This window comes from Micromonospora sp. WMMD975 (genome assembly GCF_029581215.1).
Lineage (GTDB): Bacteria > Actinomycetota > Actinomycetes > Mycobacteriales > Micromonosporaceae > Micromonospora.
The window spans coordinates 827,207-851,764 of sequence record NZ_CP120739.1; the positions used below are offsets into that span (position 1 = coordinate 827,207).

The 24,558-nt window shown below is 72.3% G+C and carries 21 protein-coding genes; 11 read left to right on the top strand and 10 right to left on the bottom strand.

Annotation, left to right across the window (positions count from 1 at the left end):
• Positions 1-13: 13 nt before the first annotated feature.
• Both O7613_RS03805 and O7613_RS03810 read left to right on the top strand, forming a co-directional pair.
• Entirely contained in the window at positions 14-1,504 is a 1,491-nt protein-coding gene (locus tag O7613_RS03805) for a phosphatase PAP2 family protein (RefSeq protein ID WP_282292100.1), read from the top strand.
• Positions 1,505-1,509: 5 nt separating this feature from the next.
• Complete coding sequence (locus tag O7613_RS03810) at positions 1,510-2,307, top strand: endonuclease/exonuclease/phosphatase family protein (protein WP_282292102.1); 798 nt, start codon at positions 1,510-1,512, stop codon at positions 2,305-2,307.
• On the opposite strand, the gene O7613_RS03815 is transcribed toward O7613_RS03810, so the two are convergent.
• Positions 2,304-2,939: a GAP family protein gene (locus tag O7613_RS03815; protein ID WP_282292104.1), complete on the bottom strand. Its 636-nt coding sequence runs from the start codon at positions 2,937-2,939 to the stop codon at positions 2,304-2,306. The two genes, O7613_RS03810 and O7613_RS03815, sit on opposite strands and share 4 nt — an antisense overlap.
• A 57-nt stretch (positions 2,940-2,996) precedes the next feature.
• Positions 2,997-3,959 carry a TIGR03557 family F420-dependent LLM class oxidoreductase gene (locus O7613_RS03820; RefSeq protein WP_281584175.1) on the bottom strand — a complete coding sequence of 321 codons (963 nt, stop codon included), beginning with the start codon at positions 3,957-3,959 and terminating at the stop codon, positions 2,997-2,999.
• 259 nt (positions 3,960-4,218) lie between these two features.
• Here O7613_RS03820 and O7613_RS03825 point away from each other — a divergent pair, with 259 nt between their 5' ends.
• The 3 genes from O7613_RS03825 (at position 4,219) to O7613_RS03835 (ending at position 7,263) form a co-directional block, all read left to right on the top strand.
• Complete coding sequence (locus O7613_RS03825; protein WP_281584174.1) at positions 4,219-5,613, top strand: cellulase family glycosylhydrolase; 1,395 nt, start codon at positions 4,219-4,221, stop codon at positions 5,611-5,613.
• Positions 5,614-6,291: 678 nt separating this feature from the next.
• Entirely contained in the window at positions 6,292-6,552 is a 261-nt protein-coding gene (locus tag O7613_RS03830; RefSeq protein ID WP_281584173.1) for a winged helix-turn-helix domain-containing protein, read from the top strand.
• A gap of 141 nt (positions 6,553-6,693) precedes the next feature.
• Positions 6,694-7,263: a hypothetical protein gene (locus O7613_RS03835; RefSeq protein ID WP_282292107.1), complete on the top strand. Its 570-nt coding sequence runs from the start codon at positions 6,694-6,696 to the stop codon at positions 7,261-7,263.
• Positions 7,264-7,380: 117 nt separating this feature from the next.
• On the opposite strand, the gene O7613_RS03840 is transcribed toward O7613_RS03835, so the two are convergent.
• The 4 genes from O7613_RS03840 to O7613_RS03855 are packed head-to-tail and all read right to left on the bottom strand — an operon-like array spanning position 7,381 to position 12,800.
• Positions 7,381-9,612 (bottom strand): alpha-galactosidase, encoded by a 2,232-nt coding sequence (locus O7613_RS03840; protein WP_282292109.1) that lies wholly within the window; start codon positions 9,610-9,612, stop codon positions 7,381-7,383.
• The gene (locus O7613_RS03845) at positions 9,609-10,493 is read right to left on the bottom strand and encodes a carbohydrate ABC transporter permease (protein ID WP_281584170.1); all 885 of its coding nucleotides are present in this window, start codon (positions 10,491-10,493) and stop codon (positions 9,609-9,611) included. The genes O7613_RS03840 and O7613_RS03845 overlap by 4 nt, the downstream gene beginning before the upstream one ends.
• Positions 10,490-11,446: a sugar ABC transporter permease gene (locus O7613_RS03850; RefSeq protein WP_282292110.1), complete on the bottom strand. Its 957-nt coding sequence runs from the start codon at positions 11,444-11,446 to the stop codon at positions 10,490-10,492. The genes O7613_RS03845 and O7613_RS03850 overlap by 4 nt, the downstream gene beginning before the upstream one ends.
• Positions 11,447-11,468: 22 nt before the next feature.
• On the bottom strand, positions 11,469-12,800 hold the full coding sequence (locus O7613_RS03855; RefSeq protein ID WP_282292112.1) for an ABC transporter substrate-binding protein: 1,332 nt from the start codon (positions 12,798-12,800) through the stop codon (positions 11,469-11,471).
• A gap of 217 nt (positions 12,801-13,017) precedes the next feature.
• Between O7613_RS03855 and O7613_RS03860 the strand changes: the two genes are divergently transcribed.
• Positions 13,018-15,021 carry a beta-galactosidase gene (locus tag O7613_RS03860; protein WP_282292114.1) on the top strand — a complete coding sequence of 668 codons (2,004 nt, stop codon included), beginning with the start codon at positions 13,018-13,020 and terminating at the stop codon, positions 15,019-15,021.
• A gap of 36 nt (positions 15,022-15,057) precedes the next feature.
• Positions 15,058-15,834 (top strand): DeoR/GlpR family DNA-binding transcription regulator, encoded by a 777-nt coding sequence (locus O7613_RS03865; protein ID WP_282292116.1) that lies wholly within the window; start codon positions 15,058-15,060, stop codon positions 15,832-15,834.
• Between the two features lies 1 nt (position 15,835).
• On the opposite strand, the gene O7613_RS30745 is transcribed toward O7613_RS03865, so the two are convergent.
• Positions 15,836-16,048, bottom strand: a complete 213-nt coding sequence (locus O7613_RS30745) for a hypothetical protein (RefSeq protein WP_348775411.1) — start codon at positions 16,046-16,048, stop codon at positions 15,836-15,838.
• A 341-nt stretch (positions 16,049-16,389) separates the two neighbouring features.
• Between O7613_RS30745 and O7613_RS03875 the strand changes: the two genes are divergently transcribed.
• Positions 16,390-17,412, top strand: coding sequence for a sporulation protein (locus O7613_RS03875; RefSeq protein ID WP_282292120.1), 1,023 nt, complete (start codon positions 16,390-16,392; stop codon positions 17,410-17,412).
• A gap of 61 nt (positions 17,413-17,473) precedes the next feature.
• On the opposite strand, the gene O7613_RS03880 is transcribed toward O7613_RS03875, so the two are convergent.
• Complete coding sequence (locus O7613_RS03880; RefSeq protein ID WP_281590416.1) at positions 17,474-17,809, bottom strand: hypothetical protein; 336 nt, start codon at positions 17,807-17,809, stop codon at positions 17,474-17,476.
• Between the two features lie 411 nt (positions 17,810-18,220).
• Here O7613_RS03880 and O7613_RS03885 point away from each other — a divergent pair, with 411 nt between their 5' ends.
• A complete protein-coding gene (locus O7613_RS03885; protein ID WP_281590414.1) occupies positions 18,221-18,643 on the top strand; it encodes a hypothetical protein in 423 nt (140 codons plus the stop codon).
• 55 nt (positions 18,644-18,698) lie between these two features.
• Here O7613_RS03885 and O7613_RS03890 read toward each other — a convergent pair whose 3' ends face one another.
• Together O7613_RS03890 and O7613_RS03895 are read right to left on the bottom strand one after the other, a co-directional pair.
• Positions 18,699-20,915 carry an AAA family ATPase gene (locus tag O7613_RS03890; RefSeq protein ID WP_282294471.1) on the bottom strand — a complete coding sequence of 739 codons (2,217 nt, stop codon included), beginning with the start codon at positions 20,913-20,915 and terminating at the stop codon, positions 18,699-18,701.
• Positions 20,916-21,155: 240 nt separating this feature from the next.
• Entirely contained in the window at positions 21,156-22,289 is a 1,134-nt protein-coding gene (locus O7613_RS03895; protein ID WP_282292122.1) for a sigma-E factor regulatory protein RseB domain-containing protein, read from the bottom strand.
• A 95-nt stretch (positions 22,290-22,384) separates the two neighbouring features.
• On the opposite strand from O7613_RS03895, the gene O7613_RS03900 reads away from it, so the two are divergent.
• Both O7613_RS03900 and O7613_RS03905 read left to right on the top strand, forming a co-directional pair.
• Entirely contained in the window at positions 22,385-23,041 is a 657-nt protein-coding gene (locus tag O7613_RS03900) for a response regulator transcription factor (RefSeq protein WP_281584163.1), read from the top strand.
• Positions 23,038-24,558: a HAMP domain-containing sensor histidine kinase gene (locus tag O7613_RS03905; protein WP_282292123.1), complete on the top strand. Its 1,521-nt coding sequence runs from the start codon at positions 23,038-23,040 to the stop codon at positions 24,556-24,558. The genes O7613_RS03900 and O7613_RS03905 overlap by 4 nt, the downstream gene beginning before the upstream one ends.

The following is a 24,558-nucleotide window of genomic DNA, read 5'->3' on the forward strand; positions in this document are numbered from 1 at the left end:
AGGGAGGTGCGGTGTGACCGAGGTCAGGGAGTCCGGTCGCCGGCCGCTCGGCCACTTCGCGGAGCGGAGCCTGGTCGGGCTGCTCGCGGTGGCCGGGGCGGGCGTGGCGTTCGGCGTGCTGCTCATGCTCGTCCGGTTCCGGTGGAGCCCGCTCCAGCACGCCGACCACGAGGCGGCCGAGTGGTTCAACAACCTCGTGGCGCCGCACCACCCGCTGGTCACGGTGCTCCAGGCGATCACCGACCTGGGTGGCCGGCCGGTGCTGATCTGGCTGGTCACCATCGCCGTGGTGGGCCTGCTGATCCGTCGGCAGTCCCGGCTGGCGGTCTACCTGATCATCACCGGTGTGGGCGGGCTGATCCTCGACCCGTCGCTCAAGGCGCTCGTCGGGCGACTGCGTCCGGTGGTGGACGTGCCGGTCGCGAGCGCGCCCGGCAACAGCTTCCCCAGCGGCCACGCGCTCGGCTCGTTCGTCGCGTACGGGGCGCTGCTGCTGGTGTTCCTGCCGGCCATGGCGCCGCGCTGGCGCAAACCGGCCATCGCCGTCGCCGCCGTGCTGATCTTCCTGGTCGGGCTGACCCGGATCGCGCTGGGCGTGCACTTCGTCTCCGACGTGCTCGGCGGCTGGCTGCTCGGCGCGGCCTGGCTGGGCGTCACCGCGTACGCCTTCCGGCTGTGGCGGCGCGAGCGCGGCCGGCCGGTGCCGCCGCTCACCGAGGGCCTGGAGCCGGAGGCGGGCGAGGAGATCGCCCCCGCCCCGGCCGAGGAGAAGGTGCTGGAGCACCCCCGGTCCGCGGTGGCCGAGCTGCTGGTCGGCTGGGTGATCGTCTTCGGCGCGCTCTACGCGTTCGGCATGTACGTCAGCTACCACGCCAAGGGCACCGTCTTCGACTGGCTCGACACCGAGGTGCCCCGCTGGTTCGCCGCCCGGCACACCGACGCGCTCACGGATCTGAGCTGGTGGTGGAGCAAGTTCGGCGACACCCACGCCATCCTGCTCGTCTCGCTGGTGTTCTGCCCGATCGTGCTGGCCGTGTGGCGTCGCTGGCGGCCGGTGCTGTTCGTGGTGCTGGCGATGTTCGGCGAGCTGAGCCTCTTCCTGTCCAGCGCGCGGGTGGTGGAGCGGCCCCGCCCGCCGGTGGAGAACCTGGACGGGCAGATGCCCACCTCGTCGTTCCCGTCCGGGCACATCGCGGCGACCATCTGCCTCTGGGCCGCGATGGCGATCATCGTGTTCCCCCGCACCGACAGGTGGTGGCGGTGGCTGTTCGTGGCGATGGCCGTGATCATGCCGGTCGGCGTGGCCACCTCCCGGATGTACCGGGGCATGCACCACCCGACCGACTTCATGGGCGCGATCATCCTCGGCACGCTCTGGCTGTCGCTGCTGTGGTGGGTGGTCCGGCCGAACGCCGACGTGGCGCGGGGCAACCAGCCAGCGATCGAGTCGGAGCAGGTGGACGAGCTGGACGACGAGCTGGCCCGGGCCGGCCGGGCGGACTGACCCCGATGCTGCGGGTGATGACCTGGAACATCCGCACCGGCGGGCGCGACCGCGACGGCACCGACCGCCGGGACCGGATCGTCTCGGTGGTCACCGCGCAGCGCCCCGACGTGCTGGCCCTCCAGGAGCTGCGCGGGCTGGACCGTACCCTCGGCGGGCTGGCGGAGCGGACGGGGCTGGTGCCGCACCTGGCCCGGTCCTGCTTCGGCCAGCCGGTGGCGGTGCTGGTCCGGCCGCCGCTGCGGGTGTTGCGCGCCGGGCGGGTGCGCCGGCCGTTCCACCACGCCGCCGCCCGGGTCGAGGTGGCCACCGGGGCGGGGCCGCTGACCGTGTTCAGCACCCACCTCAACCCGTACTCGGGTGGGCGGCGGCGGATGGAGGCGGACTGGCTGGCGGCGGCGGTGCGGCGCACCGGGGGAGAGCTGGCCCTGCTCGTCGGGGACCTGAACACGCTGGAGCCGGCCGTCGACCACACCGACCGGCTGGCCGGGCTCGCCCCCGGCTACCGGCGTCGGCACCTGCGCCGCGACGGCCGTACCGTGGACACCCGCGCGGTGGCCCGGCTGCTCGACGGCGGCCTGGTCGACCTCTGGCCGCGCTCCGGCGGCGACGGGCCCGGCGGGTTGACCGTGCCGACCGGGCACGGCGGCGCGGAGTTCGCCGGGATGCGGCTGGACTACCTGCTCGCCACGCCGGCGCTGGCCGAGCGGGTCCGGGCGGTGCGGGTGGTCCGCGACGGCGACGCCGACGTCGCCTCCGACCACTACCCGGTGCTGGCCGAGCTGGACCTCGCGGCCGGCTAGGCCAGGTCGGACAGCACGATCGCCACGAAGATCAGGATCACCGCCTCGCTGATGATCCAGGAGTGCGCGTTCGACCAGTCGCGGACCTTCGGCAGCAGGCGCTCCGCGCGGGCGCCGAGCAGCACAAGCGCGAGCAGCGGCAGCGCCAGCAGCAGCACGGTCAGCACCAGGAACGGCAGCAGGTGCCACCACGGCTTGTCGTGGCCGGCCAGGCTGCCGGCGACCGACGCCATGGTGACCTCGTCGCTGGGCATGGCGAGGAAGAGCACCACGCCGAGACCGAACGCGAACGTGGGCCGCGGGTCCTCCAACCTGCGCATCCAGCCCGGGGGCTGGTTCCGCTTGCGCCGCAGGAACGTGATCACCATGAGTACGAGCAGCAGCACCAGCACGATCCAGTCGATCAGGTGCCGGCTGCCGCTGTCCTTCGTCCCGTTGCCGGCGGAGTGGCGCACCAGCCGGAACACGCCGTACCAGACGGTCAACGGGATCAGCGTGCCCAGCGCGGCGCCCGCCAGGTAGGCCACCGAACTGCGGCGCGGGTCGCGGCTGGCGGCCAGGAAGACCGCGCTGATCAGCTGCGGCCCAGCGATCATCACCAGCGTCAGCGGCAGCACGGTCAGCAGGTTCATGGGCTCATTCTGTTGCCGCCCCTGCGGTGGCGCGGCCGGTTCCGGAAACGCACGGCGTCACAGCTCGCGCAGTCGGGGCAGCAGCTCCTCCCGGGCCCAGTCGATGAACATCGGCTGGCTGTCCCCACCCACCTGGACCAGCGCCACGTGGGTGAAGCCGGCGTCGACGAACTTCTTGAACGCCTCGACGTGCCGGTCGGTGTCCGGACCGCAGGAAATGCCCTCGGCCACGTCCTCCTCGCGGACGAACTGGGTGGCCGCCGCGAACGCGTCCGGGTTCGGCAGGTCGGCGTTGACCTTCCAGCCCATCCCGAACCAGCGGAACTGGTCGTGCACGATCTTGCGGCACTCGTCCTCGTCCGGGCCGTAACAGATGGCCACCTGGCCGTAGCGGGGTCGGCCCGCGCCGCCGGCCTCCTCATACATGTCGATCAGGTGAGGCAGCGGATCGGTGGCGATCATGGCGTCCGCGTACTCGGCGGCGAGCGTGGCCGACTGCCGGCCGGACGCGGCCACCGCCATCGGCACCGGACGCTCCGGGCGGTCCCAGACGTACGCGTCGGGCACGTCGAAGTGGTTGCCGGAGAACGTCAGCGTCTCGCCGTTGAGCAGCGGCCGGATGATCTGGAGCGCCTCCTCGAACATCTCGTGCCGCTGCTGCACGTGCGGCCATCCGCCCACCACGTGCTCGTTCAGGTTCTCCCCGGCGCCGAGGCCGAGCGTGAACCGCCCGTCCGAGAGCACGCCGATGGTACTGGCCTTCTGCGCCACCACCGCGGGGTGGTAGCGCCGGATCGGGCAGGTGACGAACGAGAGCAGCTCGGGCCGGGTGGTGGCGTGCGCGACCGCGCCGAGCACCGACCAGGCGTACGGGGAGTGGCCCTGCGACTCCAGCCACGGGTAGTAGTGGTCGGACATGACCAGGTGGTCGAAACCGGCGGCCTCGGCGCGCACGGCGTGGTCGACCAGGTCCTTCGGGCCGGCCTGCTCGCACATCAGGGTGTAGCCGACGTTGACCATGGCGCCTCTCCTTCCGGGGTGGATCGTCCCGGGATACCCCGCCGGGCGCCGGTCAACCTTGACGCGTGGTTCGACGCTGCCTAGAGTCCGGCTTAACCGGTTCAGGCCGGGAGGCGCACCATCCTGTGGTGGGGATGACCGCCCCTGCGGCGGCCCGTGGCGACACGGGCCGCCGCAGGACTTAACCGGTTGCCTTCGAGGGCGCATCGTCCTACGCTGATGCCGGCGTCCGGGACGTCGCCACCTTCTGAGGACAGCCATGAAGAAAATGCTCTCCGTCGCGGGCGTCGCCCTGCTGACGGCCCTCGCCTCCGTCTTCGCCTTCGGGCAGCCGGCGCAGGCCGCCACCGGTTTCTCCGTCTCCAACGGGCGGCTCTACGACGCCAACGGCACCGAGTTCGTCATGCGCGGGGTCAACCACGCGCACACCTGGTACCCGCAACAGACCAGCTCGTTCGCCAACATCAAGGCGCTCGGCGCCAACACCGTCCGGGTGGTGCTTGCCACCGGCGACCGCTGGACGAAGAACAGCGCCGCCGACGTGGCCAACGTGATCTCGCTGTGCAAGACCAACCGCCTCATCTGCGTGCTGGAGGCGCACGACACCACCGGGTACGGCGAGGACGGCGCGGCCACCACGCTGGCGAAGGCCACCGACTACTGGCTGAGCATCGCCGACGTGCTCAAGGGTCAGGAGAAGTACGTCATCGTCAACATCGGCAACGAGCCGTTCGGCAACCAGGGCTACAGCGCCTGGACCACCGACACCTCGAACGCGATCAAGCGGCTGCGCGCCGGCGGCCTCACCCACACGATCATGGTGGACGCGCCGAACTGGGGCCAGGACTGGACGTTCACCATGCGCGACAACGCCGGCACCGTGTTCGCCGCCGACCCGCAGCGCAACACCGTCTTCTCCATCCACATGTACGGCGTCTTCGACACCGCCGCGGAGATCACCGACTACCTGGGCCGGTTCCGCACCGCCGGGCTGCCCATCGTGGTCGGCGAGTTCGGCTTCAACCACTCCGACGGCAACCCCGACGAGGACACCATCATGTCGTACGCCCAGGCCAACCGGATCGGCTACCTGGGCTGGTCGTGGAGCGGCAACGGCGGCGGCGTCGAATACCTGGACATGACCACCAACTTCAACCCGGCCCAGCTCACCACCTGGGGCCAGCGCATCTTCGCCGGGGCCAACGGCATCACCGCCACCTCCCGCGAGGCGTCGGTCTACTCCGGCAGCTCACCCAGCCCGACGACCAGCCCCACCACCAGCCCGAGCCCGACCACGAGCCCCACCACCAGCCCGAGCCCGACCACGCCGCCGACCAGCACGCCCCCGCCGGCCGGTGGCTGCACCGCCGCCTACACCGTCACCAACTCGTGGCAGGGCGGCTTCCAGGGCGACGTCAAGGTGACCGCAGGCTCCGCCGCGATCAGCGGCTGGACGGTGAAGTGGACGTTCGCCAACGGCCAGGCCGTCAGCCAGGCGTGGAACGCCACGGTCAGCAACAGCGGGTCGACCTGGACCGCCCGCAACGTCGACTACAACGGCCGGCTCGGCGCCGGCGCGAGCACCAGCTTCGGCTTCATCGGCAGCTGGACCGGCACCAACAGCACGCCCGCGGTGACCTGCACCGCGAGCTGACCGACCCCGCGCACGCCGGTGGCCGGGTCCGCACGGACCCGGCCACCCGTTTTCGGGTACGCCTCAGGCCGGTGCGGTCGGACCGTCGGCGTGCCTGCCGTGAGGGCAGAGACGACTTAGCCTCCGCCGCCCCGGCTTCGCTTCGACCGAACCATTCGGCGGTCACTCCGGCGCCCTGACACATCCATTCCGTTCCACCCACTAGCCGGGCGGGGCATGGGTGGAACGCTATGGGTGTCTCCGGCGCCCGTCGAGAGCATCCGCGCGAAGCGACGAAGACGAACCCGGCGTACTCATCCTCGCCTGGAAACGCTCCTAACCCGAACCGTCCTCTCGGAAGGCGACGCACTCTCGGGCGTGGTCCTCGATAGCCTCAGCCAGTTCGGACAGCGCCGTGAGTCGATGCATTGGCAACGGTGAGCCGCACTCGCCGCACTCCAACCGGTCAATCCGGGTAGGCCACCACCAAACGTTGGTGTTGACTGGAACGCGCATCGGCTCTTCCTCCGACAGCACCGATCCACCTCCGTTACAAGTCGGTGAGGCGCCCTGATCCGTGCCGGGGGTCAGGACGCCCTCCGATGGCCGACTGCCCGCACCGACATGACGTCCACTACGGGCCGCGCCTTTCCTGAAAATATAGTGCCAGAAGTGCAAGTAAGGCAAGTAGTGCCAGGCGTGTCAACGGTGCTGATCCGGGTAGGCGGCACGATGACGCCCGTGCCCATCCCGCACACGGCGAAGGAGATCGCCGACGATCTGACCCGCCGCATCGGCGCCGGGGAGTTTCCGCGCGGGACCCGCCTGCCGACGTACGACGCACTTGCCGCTGAGTACGGCTCGGCCCGGCGCACCGTCGCACGTGCCGTGGACATCCTCAAAGCGCACGGCATCGTGGTGGGCGTGCCGGGGTCGGGAACATACGTTGCAGAGGCGTAGGCGCCCGGCGACGATCCTCAGGAAACGGCCTCGGCTCGAATCCTGACACTGGGCGAGGTGCGGGCGTACGGGCCGAGCTGCCGTACGATCTGGCGCGCGTCGCGCCGACCGGCCGGCGCGCGATCGTCGGGAGGGGACGCGATGAGTACGCCGGGGACCAGGGGACGACCGTCGGGTTCGGTGATCGGCTCGCTCGTGGCGATCTCGTTCGGGACCGTCTTCATCCTGGTCAACAGCGGAGGACTGCCTTCGCCGTGGCCGCTCGTGGTGCGGGTGCTCGGTCTGTTGGTGGCCGCACTGCTCCTGGTCGGCCTGTTCCGGGTGGCCCGGCACGCCCCACCGGCAGCGCAGGGACCGGAGGCGGCCGGGTTCATGGACCGCCGCTACTGGATCGTGGTGGCGCTGGAGGCGGTCGCCCTCTTCGGCGGCCTGGCCGTGATCAACGGCGTGCTCGACCGGCCCGCCGTGGCGGTGGCCTGGGTCGCGGTGGTGGTCGGCGTGCACTTCTTCGGCCTGGCGGCGGTCTGGAGGATGCCGCGCTACCACTGGCTCGGCGCGGTGATGACCGCGCTCGGCGTGGCCGGCTTTCTCACCTACGCTTTCGGCGGCGACGCGGGAGCGGTCGGCCTGGTCTCCGGCGTCGGCTGCGGCGCCGCCCTCTTCGCCACCGTGGCCCTGGCCCTGCGCGACACCACCCGCCGGCCGACCTGACGCACGGCACCAACCCGCTGGCCGGCCTGACGCACGGCACCGCCGGCCGATCTGACGTCCGCTCGGCTTCGGGTGCGTCTGACGTTGCCCGAGCGACGACAGACACACCCGAACTGGTCAGACGGCGGTGACCTCGAGCAGCAGCGCCTGCTCCGGATGCAGGGCCGGCAGTTGCAGGCCGACCGCGCCGAGCACCGACCCGGCCAGCACCACCCCAGCACCAGCCCCAGCACCAGCCCCAGCGCCGGTACCGGTACCGGTACCGGTACCGGCATCAGCGCCGGCCAGCCAACCCGGTGGGGCCAACTCCAGCGTGGCCGGTTCCGGCACCCCGGCCGGCGGGCGTACCCGGTAGCGCCGCGCCGGGTCCAGCCCCGGCAGCCGCACCGCGCCCGGCGCCTGCGCGACGGACGTGGCCAGCCGGCTGATCGCGTACACCGCTTCGGAGCGGTCGTGGGCGATCACGCCGTGGGCCTGCACGGCCGGGTCCGGGTGGTCGACCCGGACCACCCGACCGCCGTGCAGCAGCGGGCGCAGCCGCTTGTGCAGCGCGACCCAGGCGGCGAGTTCGGCCCGCGTGGACGCGTCGATCGCGCTGATGTCCCATTCGATGCCGTGGTGGCCGAAGAGCGCGGTGACCGCCCGGAAGCCGAGGTCGTGCACGCGGCGCGTGGTGTGCGAGCGTTCCGGGCCGATGTGCGTGCCGATCAGCTCCGGTGGCAGCAGCAGCCCGGTCCAGCGTTGGATGGCGAGCCGTTCCAGCGCGTCGTTGCAGTCGCTGGCCCAGACCCGGTCGGTGCGGCGCAGGATCTCCAGGTCGACCCGGCCGCCGCCGGACGAGCAGCTCTCGATCTCCAGGCCCGGGTGGCGGGCGCGCAGCTCGTCCAGCAGCCGGTAGGCCGCGAGCGTCTGGGCGTGCACGCCGGGTCGGCCGGCGTGCCCGGCCTCGGTGAGGTCGCGGTTGTGGTCCCACTTCAGGTAGGCGATGCCGGCGTGCTCGGTAAGCACCGCGTCGAGCCGGCCGAGCAGGTACGCGTACGCGTCCGGGTGGGCCAGGTCGAGCACCTGCTGGTGCCGCCACGGCGGGGGGAGTCGGCCGGGTGCCTGGAGCACCCAGTCGGGGTGGGCGCGGAACAGGTCGGAGTCGGGGTTGACCATCTCCGGCTCGACCCAGAGCCCGAACTGCATGCCGTGCCCGCGTACGTGGTCGATGAGGGGTTGCAGCCCACCCGCCCAGACCTGCTCGTCGACGAACCAGTCGCCGAGCCCGGCGAGGTCGTGCCGCCGGCCGCGAAACCAGCCGTCATCGAGGATGAAGCGTTCCACCCCCACCTCGGCGGCCCGGTCGGCGAGCCCGCGGAGCCGGTCCAGGTCGTGGTCGAAGTAGACCGCCTCCCACACGTTGAGCGTCACCGGCCGGGGCGTGCGCGGATGGCCTGGCCGGGCGCGCAGGTGGGTGTGCAGCGCGTGGCTGAGCCCGTCCAGCCCGTCGGCCGACCAGGCCGCGTAGAGCAGCGGGGTGGCGTACTCCTCGCCCGGCCCGAGCACGATCTCGCCGGGCGCGAGCAGCTCGCCGCCGCCGAGCGTCGCCTCGCCGGTGGGACGGCGCTCGGCCACCGTGACGTGGTCGCCGCTCCACGCGGGGTGCACCGCCCACACCTCGCCGTGCCCGAAGCCGAAGCCGGGGGTGCCGGCGACCAGCAGCAGCGTGGCGTCGTGCCCGGTGCGGCCGTGCCGCCCCTCGCGGACCCAGGCGCCCATCGGCCACGGGTGCCGCTGCGGCGCGCGTTCCCGGCACCACCGGCCGGTCAGGTCGAGCAGTTCGGTGGCGACCGCCGGCACCGGCAGCACCGGGGTCAGCTCCCGCAGCTCGTAGCGGCCGTCGCCGTCGTTGCGCACCCGGTGCCGCAGCGTCAGCACCCCCGCGGCGTCCAGCGTGATCTCGACGGTGAGGCTCAACCCCGCGTCGGCGTCCACCGCCCGCACGGTCAGAAGGAGGGGGCCCTTCTTAACGCCTGGGGTAGATGAAGGGGCCCCTCCTAACAGCTCGTCGTGCAGCTCGATGCCGGTGAGGCGGAAGGCCGTCGACCAGTCCCGGCCGTCGCGGTGACCGGCCAGTCCGGGCCGCCCGCTCCACCCGGCGCTCGCCTCGGGCAGCAGCGACAGCACGGTCGGCGCGTCGAAGCTGCTCGGCACCACGGGCGCGACGGTGGCGTCGACGAGGGCGGGCAGGTCCTCGGTGGATAGTGGCCCCAGGTCGGCACCCCAGTGCACGATCCGGGGCAGGCCGGGACCGCGCGCGTCGAGCACCAGGCTGGTCCGCGCGCGGCGCAGGTGGACGATCGTCATCCCTTGGAGGCTCCCAGCGTCAGACCCCGGACGAACTGCTTCTGCAGCAGGAAGAAGATCACCAGGGTGGGGATCGCGACAAGCACCGAGCCGGCCGAGACCAGGTTGTTGTCGGTGAAGAACTCGCCGCGCAGGTTGTTCAGCGAGCTGGTCACCGGGAACTTGTCGCCGGTACGCATCAGCACGGTGGCCCAGAAGAACTCGTTGTAGATCCAGGTCACCTCCAGCGTGGCGAGCGCGGCCAGGGCCGGTCGGCACAGCGGCATGGTCACCTGCCAGTACTGCCGCCACACGCTCGCCCCGTCGACCATCGCCGCCTCGTACAGCTCGTGCGGCAGCGCCTTCATGTAGTTGCTCAGCACGAAGACGCAGAAGCCGCACTGGAACGCCACGTTGACCAGGATCAGCCCCCAGTAGCTGTCGTAGAGCAGCTCCGAGTCGCTCATCCAGGCGGGCAGCGGGATCTCGGTGAACATCCGGAACAGCGGGATGAGCAGGGACTGCTGCGGCAGCAGGTTCGCCGCGGTGAAGAGGCCGAGCAGCGCGATGTTGAGCTTCCAGCTGAACCGGGCGATCACGAACGCCACGCACGAGGCGAGGAAGAGCGTGAGCAGCACCGCCGGGACGGTGATGTAGAGCGAGTTGAGGAAGTGCTTGCCGAACTCGGCGGTGCGCCACGCGGTGACGTAGTTGTCGACCGTCCAGCCGCCGAGCGAGACGTACCCGTGCACGGCGGTGTACCGGTAGGAGCGGAACGAGGTCAGCACCGCCCAGAGCAGCGGGAACAGCCAGCCGACGGCGACCGTACCCAGGAAGACGTGCAGGACGACCCGGGCGGGCCGCACGGGCCGGCGGCGCCCGGGGGAGACGGCGGCGGTCATCGCTTGTCCTCCCGCATGACGGTCCAGAGGTAGATGGTGATGAAGACGAGCGACACGGCCAGCATGATGGTCGCGAGCGCGGAGCCGAAGCCGATCCGGCTGGCCTCGCCGACCACGTTCTGGGTGACCAGCGCGGAGATCAGCTCCAGCCCGTTGCGGCCCTTGTTGATCACCCAGACCAGGTCGAACGCGCGCAGCGACTCGATCACGGTCACCACCAGCACGATGACGTTGATCGGGCGCATCACCGGGAAGACGACCCGGAAGAACGTGCTGGTCTCCGAGGAGCCGTCCACGGCGGCGGCCTCCCGCAAGGTCGGGTCGACGCCCTTGAGGCCGGCCAGGTAGAGCAGCATGATGTAGCCGACGTGCCGCCAGCCGGCGGCCACCAGCAGGGCCCAGATGTTGACGTCCGGGTCGCCGTACCAGTCGGTCTGCCCGCCGAACACGCCGTTGAGCAGGCCCTGGTCCCGGCTGTAGATGAGCTGCCAGATGAAGCCGACGAGCGCCAGCGAGAGCACCACCGGCAGGTAGAGCGCGGTCTGGTAGAACCGGCTGCCGCGTAGTTCCTTGTCGAGCAGCACGGCGAGGAACATGCCGAACGGGGTGGCCACCACGAAGAGCGCGGCCAGCCAGAGCAGGTTGTGCCGCACCGCGGGGACGAACGGCGGGTAGTTGTGCACCACGTCGTCGTAGTTCTTCCACCCGACCCAGTCGATCTCGCCGACCGGGCCGATGCCGTCCCAGTTGGTGCCGGAGAGCAGCACCGTCGCCGCCGCCGGCAACCAGACCAGGCCGAGGACGAGCAGCAGGGGCACCACCACCATCAGCGTGATCACCACGCGGTCGGTGCGGGACAGGAGCCGTAGCCGTCGGCCGCGACCACCCGTGGTGGTGGTCGCGGCCGGTGGCGGCACGGCGCGATCCGCTTGGATCAGGGGCAGGTCGGACATGGTGTCCTTCCCCCTTCCGCCGTCAGCTTGTGAAGATCGACTTCTTCTGGTTCTCGACGCTCGTGAGCATCCCGCCGATGTCCTTCGGGTCCTTGATGAACTGCTGCAACGCCGGGATCATCACGGTGGAGGCGAAGTCCGGCCTGGTGTCCCGGTCGAGGAACTGGGCGATCTCGGTGGCCGAGCCGACCAGGTCGGCGGCCTTCTTCTGGAGCGCGGTGTAGCTGGCGATGTCCGCGCCGCTGTTGGCCACGAGCGTGCTCGGGTCGTTCTTGACCGTGATGTCGGCGGCGTCCTTCGAGCCGAGGTAGGTCAGCAGTTTGGTGGCCGCGTCCTTGGACTTCGGCTTGCGGGCCATCATGTAGCCGTCGATCGGCGCGTCCAGGGCCTTCGCGCCGATGGTGGAGTCGACCTCGGGGAACGTGAAGAAGTCGAGGTCCTCCAGGTCGGCGCCGCTGAACTGCTGGCCGACGAAGAGACCCAGCAGATACATGCCGCTCTTCTTCTGCTGCAACGACTGGGCGGCCTCCTGCCAGGTGCGGCCCAGCGCGTCCGGCTGGTGCAGGGGGAGCAGGCCGGCCCAGGTGTCGAAGACCTTCTTGACCTTGTCGGAGGTCCACGCCTCCTTGCCGGCCATCAGGTCGATGTGGAACTGATAGCCGTTGATCCGCAGGTTGAGGATGTCGAACGTGCCCATCGCCGGCCAGCCGTCCTTGTCGGCGAAGGCGATCGGGTTCAGCCCGTCCTTCTTCATCTGCGCGCCGAGTGCGGTGAGCTGGTCGAGCGTGGTCGGCACCTGGTAGCCGCGCTGCTGCCAGACCGACTTGCGGTAGAAGACCGCCCACGGGTAGTACGACGCCGGGACGAAGTACTGCTTGCCGTCGTCGCCCGTGGACGCCTTCTTGAACGCGTCGGAGTAGCCGTCGAGTTTGCCCCAGACGTCGCTGAGGTCGCCGGCCAGGCCCTTGGCGGCGAAGAACCGCATCCGGTAGCCGGCGAACCAGGTGAACACGTCGTCCGGCTTGCCCTGGAGATAGTTGTTGATGTTCTCCTGGAACGTGTTGTGGTCCACCGTGTTGATGTTGACGGTGACCCCGGAGGACGTCTTGAAACCGTCCATCACCTTGGCGGTGACGTCCTTGGGCTTCGGGTCCGACTGGTTCGAGCCGAGCGAGACGGTCTTCGCGTCGCCGCCGGAACCGGAGTCGGAGTCGCCGCAGCCGGCGAGCGCGCCGGTGCCGAGCAGCGCGCCCGCGCCGGCCGCGCCGGCCAGCAGCGAGCGCCGTCGCAGGCCGGCGACGGACGGGGGTACGAGCCGGGCGAGGTATTCGGCTTGTGAGCGGGGACGGGACATTGCGCCTCCTGCGTGGAGAGGTGTGCGACGAGATCCACCGAGAATCCACACGTCCGAACAGAAATAGCCGGTGGCGGTTGAAGCTACCCCTTGATTCGGCGCTGTCAATAGGGCGGAAAGGTGTACTGGGCAGGGGAAAAAGATGGTAAACGTTGTAACATCTGTCGATGTTGGAAAGTGTTGACTTGGGTGGCGTTCGGGGGCACCCTCAGCTCTCATGCGGACCTGGCACGGCGAGGGCATCTGGTACGGCGCCGACTACAACCCGGAGCAGTGGCCCGAGGAGGTGTGGGCCGAGGACGTCGACCTGATGCGCCGCGCCGGGGTCAACCTGGTCTCGGTTGGCATCTTCTCCTGGGCCCTGCTGGAGCCCGCCCCGGACCGCTACGAGTTCGGCTGGCTGGACCGGGCGCTGGACCTGCTGCACCGCGGCGGGATCAGCGTCGACCTGGCCACCGCCACCGCCAGCCCGCCGCCGTGGCTGGCCCACCGGCACCCGGAGACGCTTCCCCGCCGCGCCGACGGCACGGTGCTGTGGCCCGGCGGCCGGCAGGCGTACTGCCCCAGCTCACCGGTGTTCCGGGACCGCTCGCTCGCGCTCGTCGACGCGGTCGCCCGACGCTACGCGGCGCACCCGGCGGTCGTGCTGTGGCACGTCTCCAACGAGCTGGGCTGCCACAACGTGCACTGCTACTGCGACGTCAGCGCCGAGGCGTACCGCCGGTGGCTGCGCGAGCGCTACGGCGACCTGGACGCGCTCAACGCCGCCTGGGGCACCGCGTTCTGGAGCCAGCGCTACCACGACTGGGCCGAGGTGAACCCGCCGCGCGCCGCGCCGACCTTCGCCAACCCGACCCAGCAGCTCGACTTCCGGCGTTTCTCCTCCGACGAGCAACGCGCCCAGCTCCGCGCCGAGCGGGAGCTGCTGAACCGGCTCGTCGCCCAGCCGGTCACCACCAACTTCATGGTCGGCGCCGGCATCAAGCACATGGACTACCACTCCTGGGCGTCCGACGTGGACGTGGTCGCCAACGACCACTACCTCTCCGCCGCCGATCCGCAGCCGCACGTCGACCTGGCGTTCGCCGCCGACCACACCCGCGGCGTGGCCGGCGGCGCGCCCTGGCTGCTGATGGAGCACTCCACGAGCGCGGTCAACTGGCAGCCCCGCAACGTGGCCAAGACGCCCGGCCAGATGCGCCGCAACAGCCTGGCGCACGTGGCGCGCGGCGCCGACGGGGTGCTGTTCTTCCAGTGGCGTGCCTCCCGTGCCGGCGCGGAGAAGTTCCACTCCGCGCTGGTGCCGCACGCCGGGCCGGAGACCAAGGTGTTCCGCGAGGTCTGCCGGCTCGGCGCCGACCTGCGGGCGCTTGCCGAGGTACGCGGCAGCCGGGTCGACGCCGACGTCGCCCTGCTGTTCGACTACGAGGCGTGGTGGGGCGCGGAACTCGACTCCCACCCCAGCGTCGACGTCACGTACACCGATCGGCTGGCCGCGCTGCACGGCGCGCTGTGGCGGGCCGGCGTCACCGCGGACGTGGTGCACCCGTCGACCGACCTGTCCCGCTACCGGCTGGTCCTGGTGCCCACGCTCTACCTCACCCGCGACGCCGACACGGCCGCGCTGCGCCGGTTCGTCGAGGCCGGCGGCACCGCGCTCGTCACGTACTTCAGCGGCATCGTGGACGAACACGACCACATCCGGCTCGGCGGCTACCCCGGCGCGTTCCGCGACCTGCTCGGCGTACGCGTGGAGGAGTTCTTCCCGCTGCGCGCCGGCGAGACGGTACGCCTCGACGACGGCGCCCGCGCCGACGTGTGGACCGAGTGGCTGCACGCGGAGGACGCCGAGGTGCTTGCCGCGTACGCCGACGGACCCCTGCCGGGCGTGCCGGCGCTGACCCGGCGCGTGGTCGGCGCGGGCGCCGCCTGGTACGTCGGCACCCGGCTCGACGACGCGGCCACCGACAAGCTGGTGGCCCGGCTGCTCGCCGAGGCCGGGGTACGCCCGGCGGCGCCCGTGCCGGCCGGCGTCGAGGTGGTCCGCCGCCGGTCGGCGGACCGGAGCTGGCTGTTCGTGGTCAACCACACCGACGAGCCGGCCCGCCTGCCGGTCACCGGCGTCGAACTGCTCACCGGCGACCGGTGCGACGGCGAACTGACGGTGCCGCCCGGCGAGGTGGCGGTGGTCCGCGAGGACCGCGTGCCCGCGACCACCTGACCGGTACCCTGCCGCTCGCGCGCCGAGGAGGTCCACATGCTCGCCCAGCAACGGCAGAGCGCCATCCTGGAGCTGATCCGCCAACGCGGCGGCGTCCGGGTCAGCCACCTGGTGAGCCGCTTCGGCGTGTCCGACATGACCATCCGGCGCGACCTGGAGGTGCTCGTCGAGCGCGGCCTGATCGACAAGGTCCACGGCGGGGCGACGCTCGCCGGCCCCGGCTCCACCGAGGAACCCGGCTTCGCCGCCAAGTCGGCGCGGCAGCAGGCCGAGAAACGGGCCATCGTGGAGCGGGCCGCCGGGCTCGTCGAACCCGGCATGGCCGTCGCGCTCTCCGCCGGCACCACCACCGCCGCGCTCGCCGCACGCCTCGCCGAGGTACGCGGACTGACCGTGGTCACCAACTCGATCCCGGTCGCCGACGCGCTCTACCAGAACCCGCGCACCGACCAGACAGTCGTGCTGACCGGCGGCATCCGTACCCCGTCGGACGCGCTGACCGGCCCGGTCGCCGAGGCGGCCATCGCCGCGCTCAACGTCGACCTGCTCTTCCTCGGCGTACACGGGATGAGCCGCCGCACCGGCTTCACCACCCCCAACCTGCTGGAGGCGGCGGTGAACCGCCGACTGATCGGCGCCGCCCGCCGCCTGGTGGTGCTCGCCGACCACACCAAGTGGGAGACCATCGGCATCGCCACCATCGCCCCGCTGGAGGAGGCCGACGTGCTGATCACCGACGGGGGCCTGCCCGAGCCGGCCCGCCGCGAACTCGGTGAACAGGTGGGCGAGCTGATCGTCGTGAAGGTCGGCTGACTCACCCGCCGTCGGGCGCGCACGCCCCGTCGTGGTCGGCCGCGCAGCGCCGCCGGTCCGGCATGGTCCGGTCGCCGAACACCCATCGGCGTACGTGCTGGGCGTCCTCGGCCGAGACGGTGACACCCGCGACGTCGATCCCCGGGACCAACGCCGGCGAACGCGCCAGGGTGTACGCGAAGCGCACCGCGTCGTCCGGTTCGTCGACCGTGATCGGCGGGTGGACGACGTGGCGTTGCTCGTCCGCGCCGCTGCCGGCGACCGCCGCGCCCGGCTCCGTGTCTTTGGGTGCGGTTGTTGTCGCCCTGGCAACAACAACTGCACCCAAATCCGCGCTCATGACTGGCGTCCTCGGGCCTGGGCGCTGTGCCGGTCGCGCAGTGCCCGTTCGATCCAGGTGTTCTCGTCCGTCTGTCGCGCCACCTCGTGCCGCAAGATCGCGCCTGCGCGCGGTGACTCTGCGCGTCTCACAGGTACTTCTCAGCGACGGCGGTTAGGGTCCCCTCACCATGCGCCCGACGGTCCATGTCGGAGCGCCGTCCCGCGGGAGAGACGATGGTCTTCAAGAAGATGTTGAGCGCGTTCGGCGTGGGCGGCCCCAGCGTCGACACGGTGCTCGCCAACCCGAACACCCGACCCGGGCTGGCCCTGGACGGGCACGTCAACCTGGTCGGCGGCGACGCGCCGACGCGCATCGAACAGATCAGCGTCGGCCTGGTCACCCGGGTCGAGATGGAGGGCGGCGACAGCGAGTACGCCGGGGTCATGGAGTTCCACCGGATGCCGGTCAGCGGCGCGTTCGAGCTGGCGCCGAAGCAGCAGCTCGCCATCCCGTTCCAGCTGCCGGTGCCGTGGGAGACCCCGATCACCGACGTCTACGGCCAGCGGCTGCACGGCATGACGATGGGTCTGCGTACCGAGGTCGCGGTAGCCCGGGCGGTCGACAAGTCCGACCTGGACCAGGTGTCGGTGCACCCGCTGCCGATCCACGAGCGGATCCTCGACGCGTTCCAGGCGCTGGGTTTCCGGTTCAAGCACGCGGACCTGGAGCGCGGCCACATCTACGGCGTCCCGCAGACGCTGCCGTTCTACCAGGAGATCGAGTTCTTCGCGTCGCCGCAGTACGCGCAGACCGTCAACGAGGTCGAGTTGACGTTCGTGACCAGCCAGCAGGGCATCGAGGTGATCCTTGAGTGCGACAAGCGCGGCGGTTTCCTCACCGCCGGGCACGACGCCTTCGGGCGATACTCCGTCCCGCACACCGACGCCGCCCGTACCGACTGGGTGCCTGTGGTCGACGGTTGGCTGCAGGAGACCACCTCCCGGTACGGCGGCCTGCGCGCCCAGGGCTACGGCGGGCAGGGCCACTACGGCGCGCCCGGCCACTACGGCGCGCCCGGCCACTACGGCGCGCCCGGCCACTACGGCGCGCCGGGTCACCACGGCCGGCGCGGCCCCGGCATGGGCGGGGTGGTGGCGGGCGCCGCGCTTGGCGTCGCCGGTGGTCTGGTCGCCGGTGAGCTGATGGACGACGCGTTCGGTGGCGACGACGACGGCGGGGACTTCGGCGAGGAGTGACCACACGCGACGACGCCCCCGGGACGGATCCCGGGGGCGTCGCCGTTCGCATGCGGAGCGGTCAGTGCCGGCCCCGACGCTCCCGGCCGGAGCGGCGCGCGCTACCCGCCTTGGACAGGCCCCGGCTGACCAGGTACGCGCCGGTCAGCGCGGTCAGGTACCACCAGGCCTGGTTCGGGTTGTTGATGTTCAGGCCGTTGGCGGTGGTGCCCTTCCAGAACGCGGCGATCACGACGACCGCGGCGGCTGCGGCGTACACCCAGAACTCGGTGGTGAGGAACGCCTGCTTCGTCTCGGTGCCGGGGGCGGGCATCTCCTCCCGGTGACCGTCGTGCATCGACGGCATCGGACGCGTCGGCGACTCCTGCATGCCGGTCCGGTTCTGGACGTCGGACATCGGCCGGTTCATCGGCCTGGTGGATGCAGCCTGCGTGCTCATCTGGTCCTCCTCAGGATTTGATGAGTCGTTACCTGCACACCCTCGCCCCGCTACCGCAGGTCGGCCACGGCACGGTTCGCGCTCTGTGGCGGGGGCACCCTCCGTCTACCCGGCCCCCGAGACAAGCTAACCGCCGGATCCCGGCCGTATCCCCGCCCCGCACCCGGCCCTTGTCCGCGCCGTGCCAGCGCCCTTGCCGGCACAGACCTTGGACTTGTGGTGCCATGATTTGACCTTTTTGTCGGTTATCGGAGGTGCCACAACTTCAAGATCGACGAAAGGAGTGCGGTGCGGCGGTGGGCGGTTTCAGCCGTCGGGGGTCGGGCACGCATGACCGACAGCCACATCACGAGCTGCGAGGTGGTCGACGTGCGTGAGGACGACATGCGGCAGGACGCCGCCCGGCAGGCCGAACAGCGGGTCGCCGGCGGGGTGTACGGCGAGGGCGCGCTCGACGAGGTCACGGTGCCGCAGACCGACGTCGAGCGGATGCGGCAGGAACTGGACCCGGACGACCCGGCGGACGTGCCGGTGGACCCGACCGTGCTGCGCGACGGCGGACCGACCCGGGGCCAGGGCGCGGTGACCACGACCGGGGGTACGGCCGGCCCGGCGAGCGCACGTCGGGTGGCCCGGCAGCCGGAGCAGCACCGGGGCAAGGTGGCGCCGACCACCACCGGGGACGCCACCACCGGCGGTCTGAGCACCCCGGCCGGCGGCTCCACGAGTGACGCCTCGGCGCCCGGCGCCCAGGTCGGCAACGTCACCGACGAGGGCGCCGACCCCGGGTGAGTGGTGTTAATAAGGGGCCCCGCCTCTACCGAAAACGTTAAGCGGGGCCCCCTCCTTACATCCGGAGGATGCCGAGGCGCTGGGTGGCTCGGGTGAGGGCCACGTAGAGGTCGCTGTGGCCGCGGGGGGACTCGGTCACGATCCGGTCCGGGTCCACCACCAGCACCGAGTCGAACTCCAGGCCCTTGGCCTGCTCGGTGGTGAGCACGACCACCCGGTTCGCCAGTTCCGGCTGCTCGCCGACGGCCGCCTCGGGCAGCGCCGCCACGACCGCGCCGCCCAGCTCGGCCACCCGGCCGGCCGGCACGATCACGCCGAGCCGGCCGTCGCCGAGCGAGGCGGCCTCCCGGGCGGTCGCCTCGACAAGTTCGCCGACGAGCCGGTCCGCCGGGACCGTCCGGTCCCACGGGGGTACGCCGGTGGCGCGTACCGAGCGGGGTGGGCGCAGCGCCGGGTCGATCTCGGCGAGCACGCCGGCGGCGACCGCCATGATCTCGGCCGGGGTGCGGTAGCTGACGGTCAGCTCCTCCAGCCGCCACCGGTCCGCCACGTACGGGCGCAGCGCCTGGCCCCAGGACGGGGTGCCGGCGAGCGCGCCGGTCTGCGCCACGTCCCCGACGATCGTCATGGACCGGCTCGGGCACCTGCGCATCAGCAGCCGCCAGGCCATCGGGGACAGCTCCTGCGCCTCGTCGACGATCACGTGCCCGAACGCCCAGGTGCGGTCCGCGGCGGCCCGTTGGGCGGTGGTGAGCCGGTCGGACTCCTCCTGCCGTTCGGAGAGCCGGGCGGCGTCGATCAGGTCGGTCACGCCGAGGATCTCACCGCCGTCGGCCTCGTCCTCGACGTCGATCGAGCGGGAGCCGCGCCAGATCTCCAGCACGCCCTCGGCGTACTCGCGTTCCATCGTGCGGATCCGCTCCCGGCGGGCGGCGGCGGCGCGTTCGTCCTCGCCGAGCAGCTCGGCGGCCTCGTCCAGCAGCGGCACGTCCGCCGGGGTCCAGCCGCCGGGTTCCCGGTGCAGGGCGGCCCGCTCGGCGTCGGTGAGCGTCGGCGCGGCGGTGGCGAGCCGCTCCGGCGAGGCGAACAGGTCGGCGAGCAGACGCTGCGGGGTGAGCACCGGCCACAGCTCGTCCAGCGCGGCCACGATCTCCGGTTCCTCGCGCAGCTCGCGGCGGATCTCCGCCCGGTCGGCCTCGGAGAGCAGGTTGTCGCCGCCGAGCGGGTCGGCGCCGATCCGCTCGGCCACCTGGTCGGCGAGCGCGTGCACGATCTCGATGTCGAACAGCGCGCGGGCCAGGTTGTGCGGGCGGCCGGTGCGGCGGACCCGGTCGCGGGCCTGGCGCACGGTCTCCGGGTCGAGCGTGAGCACCTCCCGCTGCGGCAGCTCGACGGCGATCGGTTCGGCCGGCACCCACTGCCGGTCCCGGACCGCCTCGGCGAGCGCCTCGGCCCAGAGGGCGCGGCCCTTCAGCGCGGCGGTGGTGGCCGGCTCGACGCGTCGGGCGTGCACGCCGGGAAAGAGGTCGGCCTGGGTACGCAGCAGCACGCCGGTCTCGGCGAGCGCCGGCAGCACCTGGGAGATGTAGCGCAGGAACGTGGCGTTCGGGCCGACCAGCAGCACGCCTCGGGTGGAGAGCTGCTGGCGGTGGGTGTAGAGCAGGTACGCGGCCCGGTGCAGCGCCACCGCGGTCTTGCCGGTGCCCGGCCCGCCCTGCACCACCATCACGCCGGGCAGGTCGGCGCGGATGATCCGGTCCTGCTCGACCTGGATGGTCTCGACGATGTCGCGCATCCGGCCGGTGCGCCCGGCGTTGAGCGCGGCCAGCAGCGACGCCTCGCCGGTGACCTCCTCGTGCGCGGTGGGGGAGGCGGCGGTGATGTCGAGCACCTCGTCGTTGAGCCCGGTGACCTTGCGGTCGCGGGTGCGCAGGTGCCGACGTCGGCGTACGCCCTGCGGGTTGGCGGCGGTGGCCAGGTAGAACGGGCGGGCGGCCGGCGCGCGCCAGTCCATCAGCAGCGGGTCGTAGTCGCCTGCCGGGTCGAAGATGCCGATCCGGCCGATGTAGCGGGCGGCGTCGTCGTCGCCGTCGAGGCGGCCGAAGCACAGGCCGGACTCGACGGCGGAGTACTGCTCGACCTGGTCGGCGTACATCGCCACGGTGGAGTCGCGCTGCGAGCGGGCCTGCTGGGTGCCGCCGTTGTGGCGCAGTTCCTCGTCGAGCCGGCGGGCGGCCTGCTCGCGCAGCCCGTCCAGCCGGTCGTAGAGCATCGAGACGTACTCCTGCTCGCGACCGATCTCGTCGCCCTGGTGCAGCTCACCCGACACGTCGGAGTGCGTTGACAAGCCGGCTCCTCATTGACTAAAATTGCCGCAAGAATGGCATTCAAATGCCATTCTTTTTTGTGTCTGAACTGAGAAAGATAGCGCGTCGCCCGCCATTCGACCAAGCCCGGACACGGCTCGGGGCCCGGCCGGCGGGTGCCGACCGAGCCCCGAGCCCGGCGTCGTTCAGCCCTTCGCAGCCTGGTAGAGCCGCTCCGGCGTGACCAGCCCGGCCACCACCCGGCCGTCGTCGGTCAGCAGCACGCTGAACAGCTTGCCGCTGAGCAGCCGGCCGCTGCCCCAGTCGCCGCTCACCTTCGGCAGGTCGCCGAGCACCTGGGCGAGCATGTCCGCGTCCGGCGCGTCCGCGCCGGCCTTCGCGCCGTCGGCTCCGCCCGCGCCGCCGAGCTCGGCGACCACCACCGTGGTCCAGCCGGTGCCGACGGTACGCACGTCCGGCCGCTCCGCGTCGGCTTGGCCGGGCTTCGAGCCGGGCACCTTGCCGGACGCCTTGCCGGCCGGGCCGGGGCGCGCGTCGGTGGACTCCTCGGTGACCTTCACACCCGGCGGCGGGTTGAACCGGAACTGGTCGGCGGCCGGGGTGCGGAAGTCGACCTGGGTGAACGCCACCTCGAACGCCGGCTCGTCCTGACCGTCGGCGAGCACCTCGAAGCGCAGCGGCACGTGCTCCTCCGCGTCGAGCGCGATCCGCACCTGGTGCACCAGCGACGCCTTGTCGCGCGGCGTGAGCACCAGCTCGTACGCGTCCCGTCCGGCCACGGTGGCCGTCCGGCCGACGGTCACCGCCGTGGTCGGGTCGATCGCGGCCAGCGCCTGCTGGGCGGCGTCGGCCGGGGTGGCCGGCGCGGACGGCAGGTCCTTGCCGTCGGCGGGCAGCTCGCGGTGGACCGCGGTGTTCTCCCGGCTGTTCCAGGTCCAGACGTCGCGGCCGTTGCGCAGCACGTCCTGCTCGCCGAGCGTGTCGACCAGGGCCAGCCGCTGCCGGTCCTCCCCGCCGTACCAGACCCGTAGCGTGTGCGTGCCGGAGACCAGGCCGGCCAGCTCGTTGCCGGTGGCCTTGCCGGCGAGCGCGGCGATCGGCGGCAGGCCGAGGTCGGCGCGCTGCACCACGGTGCCGGAGAGCCCGTCCAGGCGGGACGTCCGCAGGTCGTCCAGGAGCTGGGCGGCGCTGCGTGGGGGCAGGGCCGGGTCGGCGCCGGCGGCGAACGCGCCGATGGCGGCGCCGCCCCCGATCACGGCGACCCCCGCGGTCACCGGGACCAGCCAGCGCAGCACGGCGCGGTTCTTCATCACAGACATAGTGTGCACCTCCTGCGCACCATGCTGCGGGATCGTCGCTGTGAGGACGCTGAGCTGATCCCCTACGGGTGACCCGGGGGTGGCACCCTGGACCGGTGCGGTTGCTGGTGGTGGAGGACGAGACGCGGCTCGCCGCGGCGTTGCGCCGGGGCCTGTCGGCGGAGGGTTTCGTGGTGGACGTGGCGGCCACCGGCCCGGCCGGGCTGGACGCGGCCCGGCACGGCGACTACGACGCGATGATCCTCGACGTGATGCTGCCCGGCCTCTCCGGCTACGAGGTGGTGCGCCGGCTGCGCGCCGAGCAGCGCTGGCTGCCGGTGCTGATGCTCTCGGCCAAGGACGGCGAGTACGACCAGGCCGACGGCCTGGACTGCGGCGCCGACGACTACCTGACCAAGCCGTTCTCGTACGTGGTGCTGCTGGCCCGGCTGCGGGCGTTGCTGCGGCGCGGCGCGCCCCGCCGGCCGACCGTGCTCACGGTCGGCGACCTGCGCCTGGACCCGGCTCGACGGCGGGTCACCCGGGCCGACGTCGAGGTCGCGCTGACCAGCCGCGAGTACGCGCTGCTCGACTACCTGATGCGTCGTGCCGGCGAGGTGGTGTCCAAGACCGAGCTGCTGGACCACGTCTGGGACGCCTCGGTGGAGACCGCCCCGAACGCGGTGGAGGTCTACGTCGGCTACCTGCGTCGCAAGATCGGCCGGGAGCGGCTGGAGACGGTGCGCGGCGCCGGCTACCGGTTGGCCACATGAGCCGCCCGTGGTCGCGTCTCGGCCTGCGGGCCCGGCTGCTCGCGCTCGGCGTGCTCGGGCTGGTGCTCGGATTCGCGCTCGGCGGCGCGCTGCTGCTCGGCGCGCTCGGCTGGACGCTGCAACGTTCGGTCGACGCGGAGGCGCTGCGTACCGCGGACGCGGTGGCGCTGCTCACCGCCGAGGACGCGCTGCCGGATCCGCTGCCGGTGGCCGGCGGGCAGCTGCGCGTGCAGGTGGTCGACGCGCAGGGCCGGATCCGGGCCGCCTCCATCGACGCGGACCGACTCGTGCCGATGCTCGGCCCGGACCGGTTGCGCCCGGGGCAGCGGCAGCGGCTGGTGGTGGACGGGCGGCGGGTCGGCATGTCCGGGCCGGTGCGGGTGGTGACGGTGCCGGCCGGCACGCCCGCGGAGCCGCGTACGGTGCTTGTCGCGAAGTCGCTGTCGGACGTGCGGCACAGCCTGTACGTGGTGCGCAACCTGCTGTTCGTCGGCTTCCCGCTGCTGGTGGCGGGGCTGGCGGTGGTGGCCTGGCGGGTGGTCGGGGCGACCCTGCGCCCGGTGGAGGAGCTGCGCAGCGGCGCCGCCGAGATCACCGGGCGGGCCGGGGCGGAACGGCTGCCGGTGCCGGCCGGGCAGGACGAGATCCACCGGCTCGCGGTCACGCTCAACGACATGCTGGACCGGTTGGCCGCGTCCCGGGACCGGCAGCGGGCGTTCGTCGCCGACGCCGCGCACGAGCTGCGCAGCCCGTTGACGAACATGCGTACCGCGCTGGAGGTGGCCCGGCGTCTCGGCGACGACACCGACTGGCCGGCGGTGGCCGACGACCTGCTCGCCGACACCGAGCGGCTGAGTCGCCTGGTCGACGACCTGCTGCTGCTGGCCCGCCTGGACGAGCAGCCGCCGCCGGACCGTCGTGGCCGCGCCGGGGCCGGGCAGCCGGAGCACCGGGGCCGCGCCGGGGGCGGGGGGCCGGAGCACCGGGGCCGCGCCGGGGGCGGGGGGCCGGAGTCGCAGGGCCGCGCCGGAGACGGGCGGCTGGCGCCGGTGGGTCCGGTGGAGCTGGGCGAGCTGCTGCGCGGGGTGGCCGCCCGCTACCCGTCCCCGCCGCTGTGGCTGACGTCGCCGGACGGGGCACGGTGGACCGAGGGGGATCCGGGGGAGCTGCGCCGGGTGCTCGTCAACCTGGTCGAGAACGCGCTGCGGCACGCGGACAACGGGGTGGAGCTGGCGGTCTCCGGCCCGGACGGGCCGTACCACCTGGTCACGGTGACCGACGACGGGCCGGGCATCCCGGCGGCCGACCGGGAGCGGGTGTTCGCCAGGTTCACCCGGCTGGACGACGCGCGGGCCCGCGACGCCGGCGGCGCCGGCCTCGGCCTGGCGATCGTGCGGGAGCTGGTGCGCCGGGCCGGCGGCACGGTGGAGCTGGCCGACGCGACGCCGGGCGCCGCCGCGCCGGGGCTGCGGGTGACGGTACGCCTGCCGGTGCTCGCCGACGGCGACCCGGAGTGA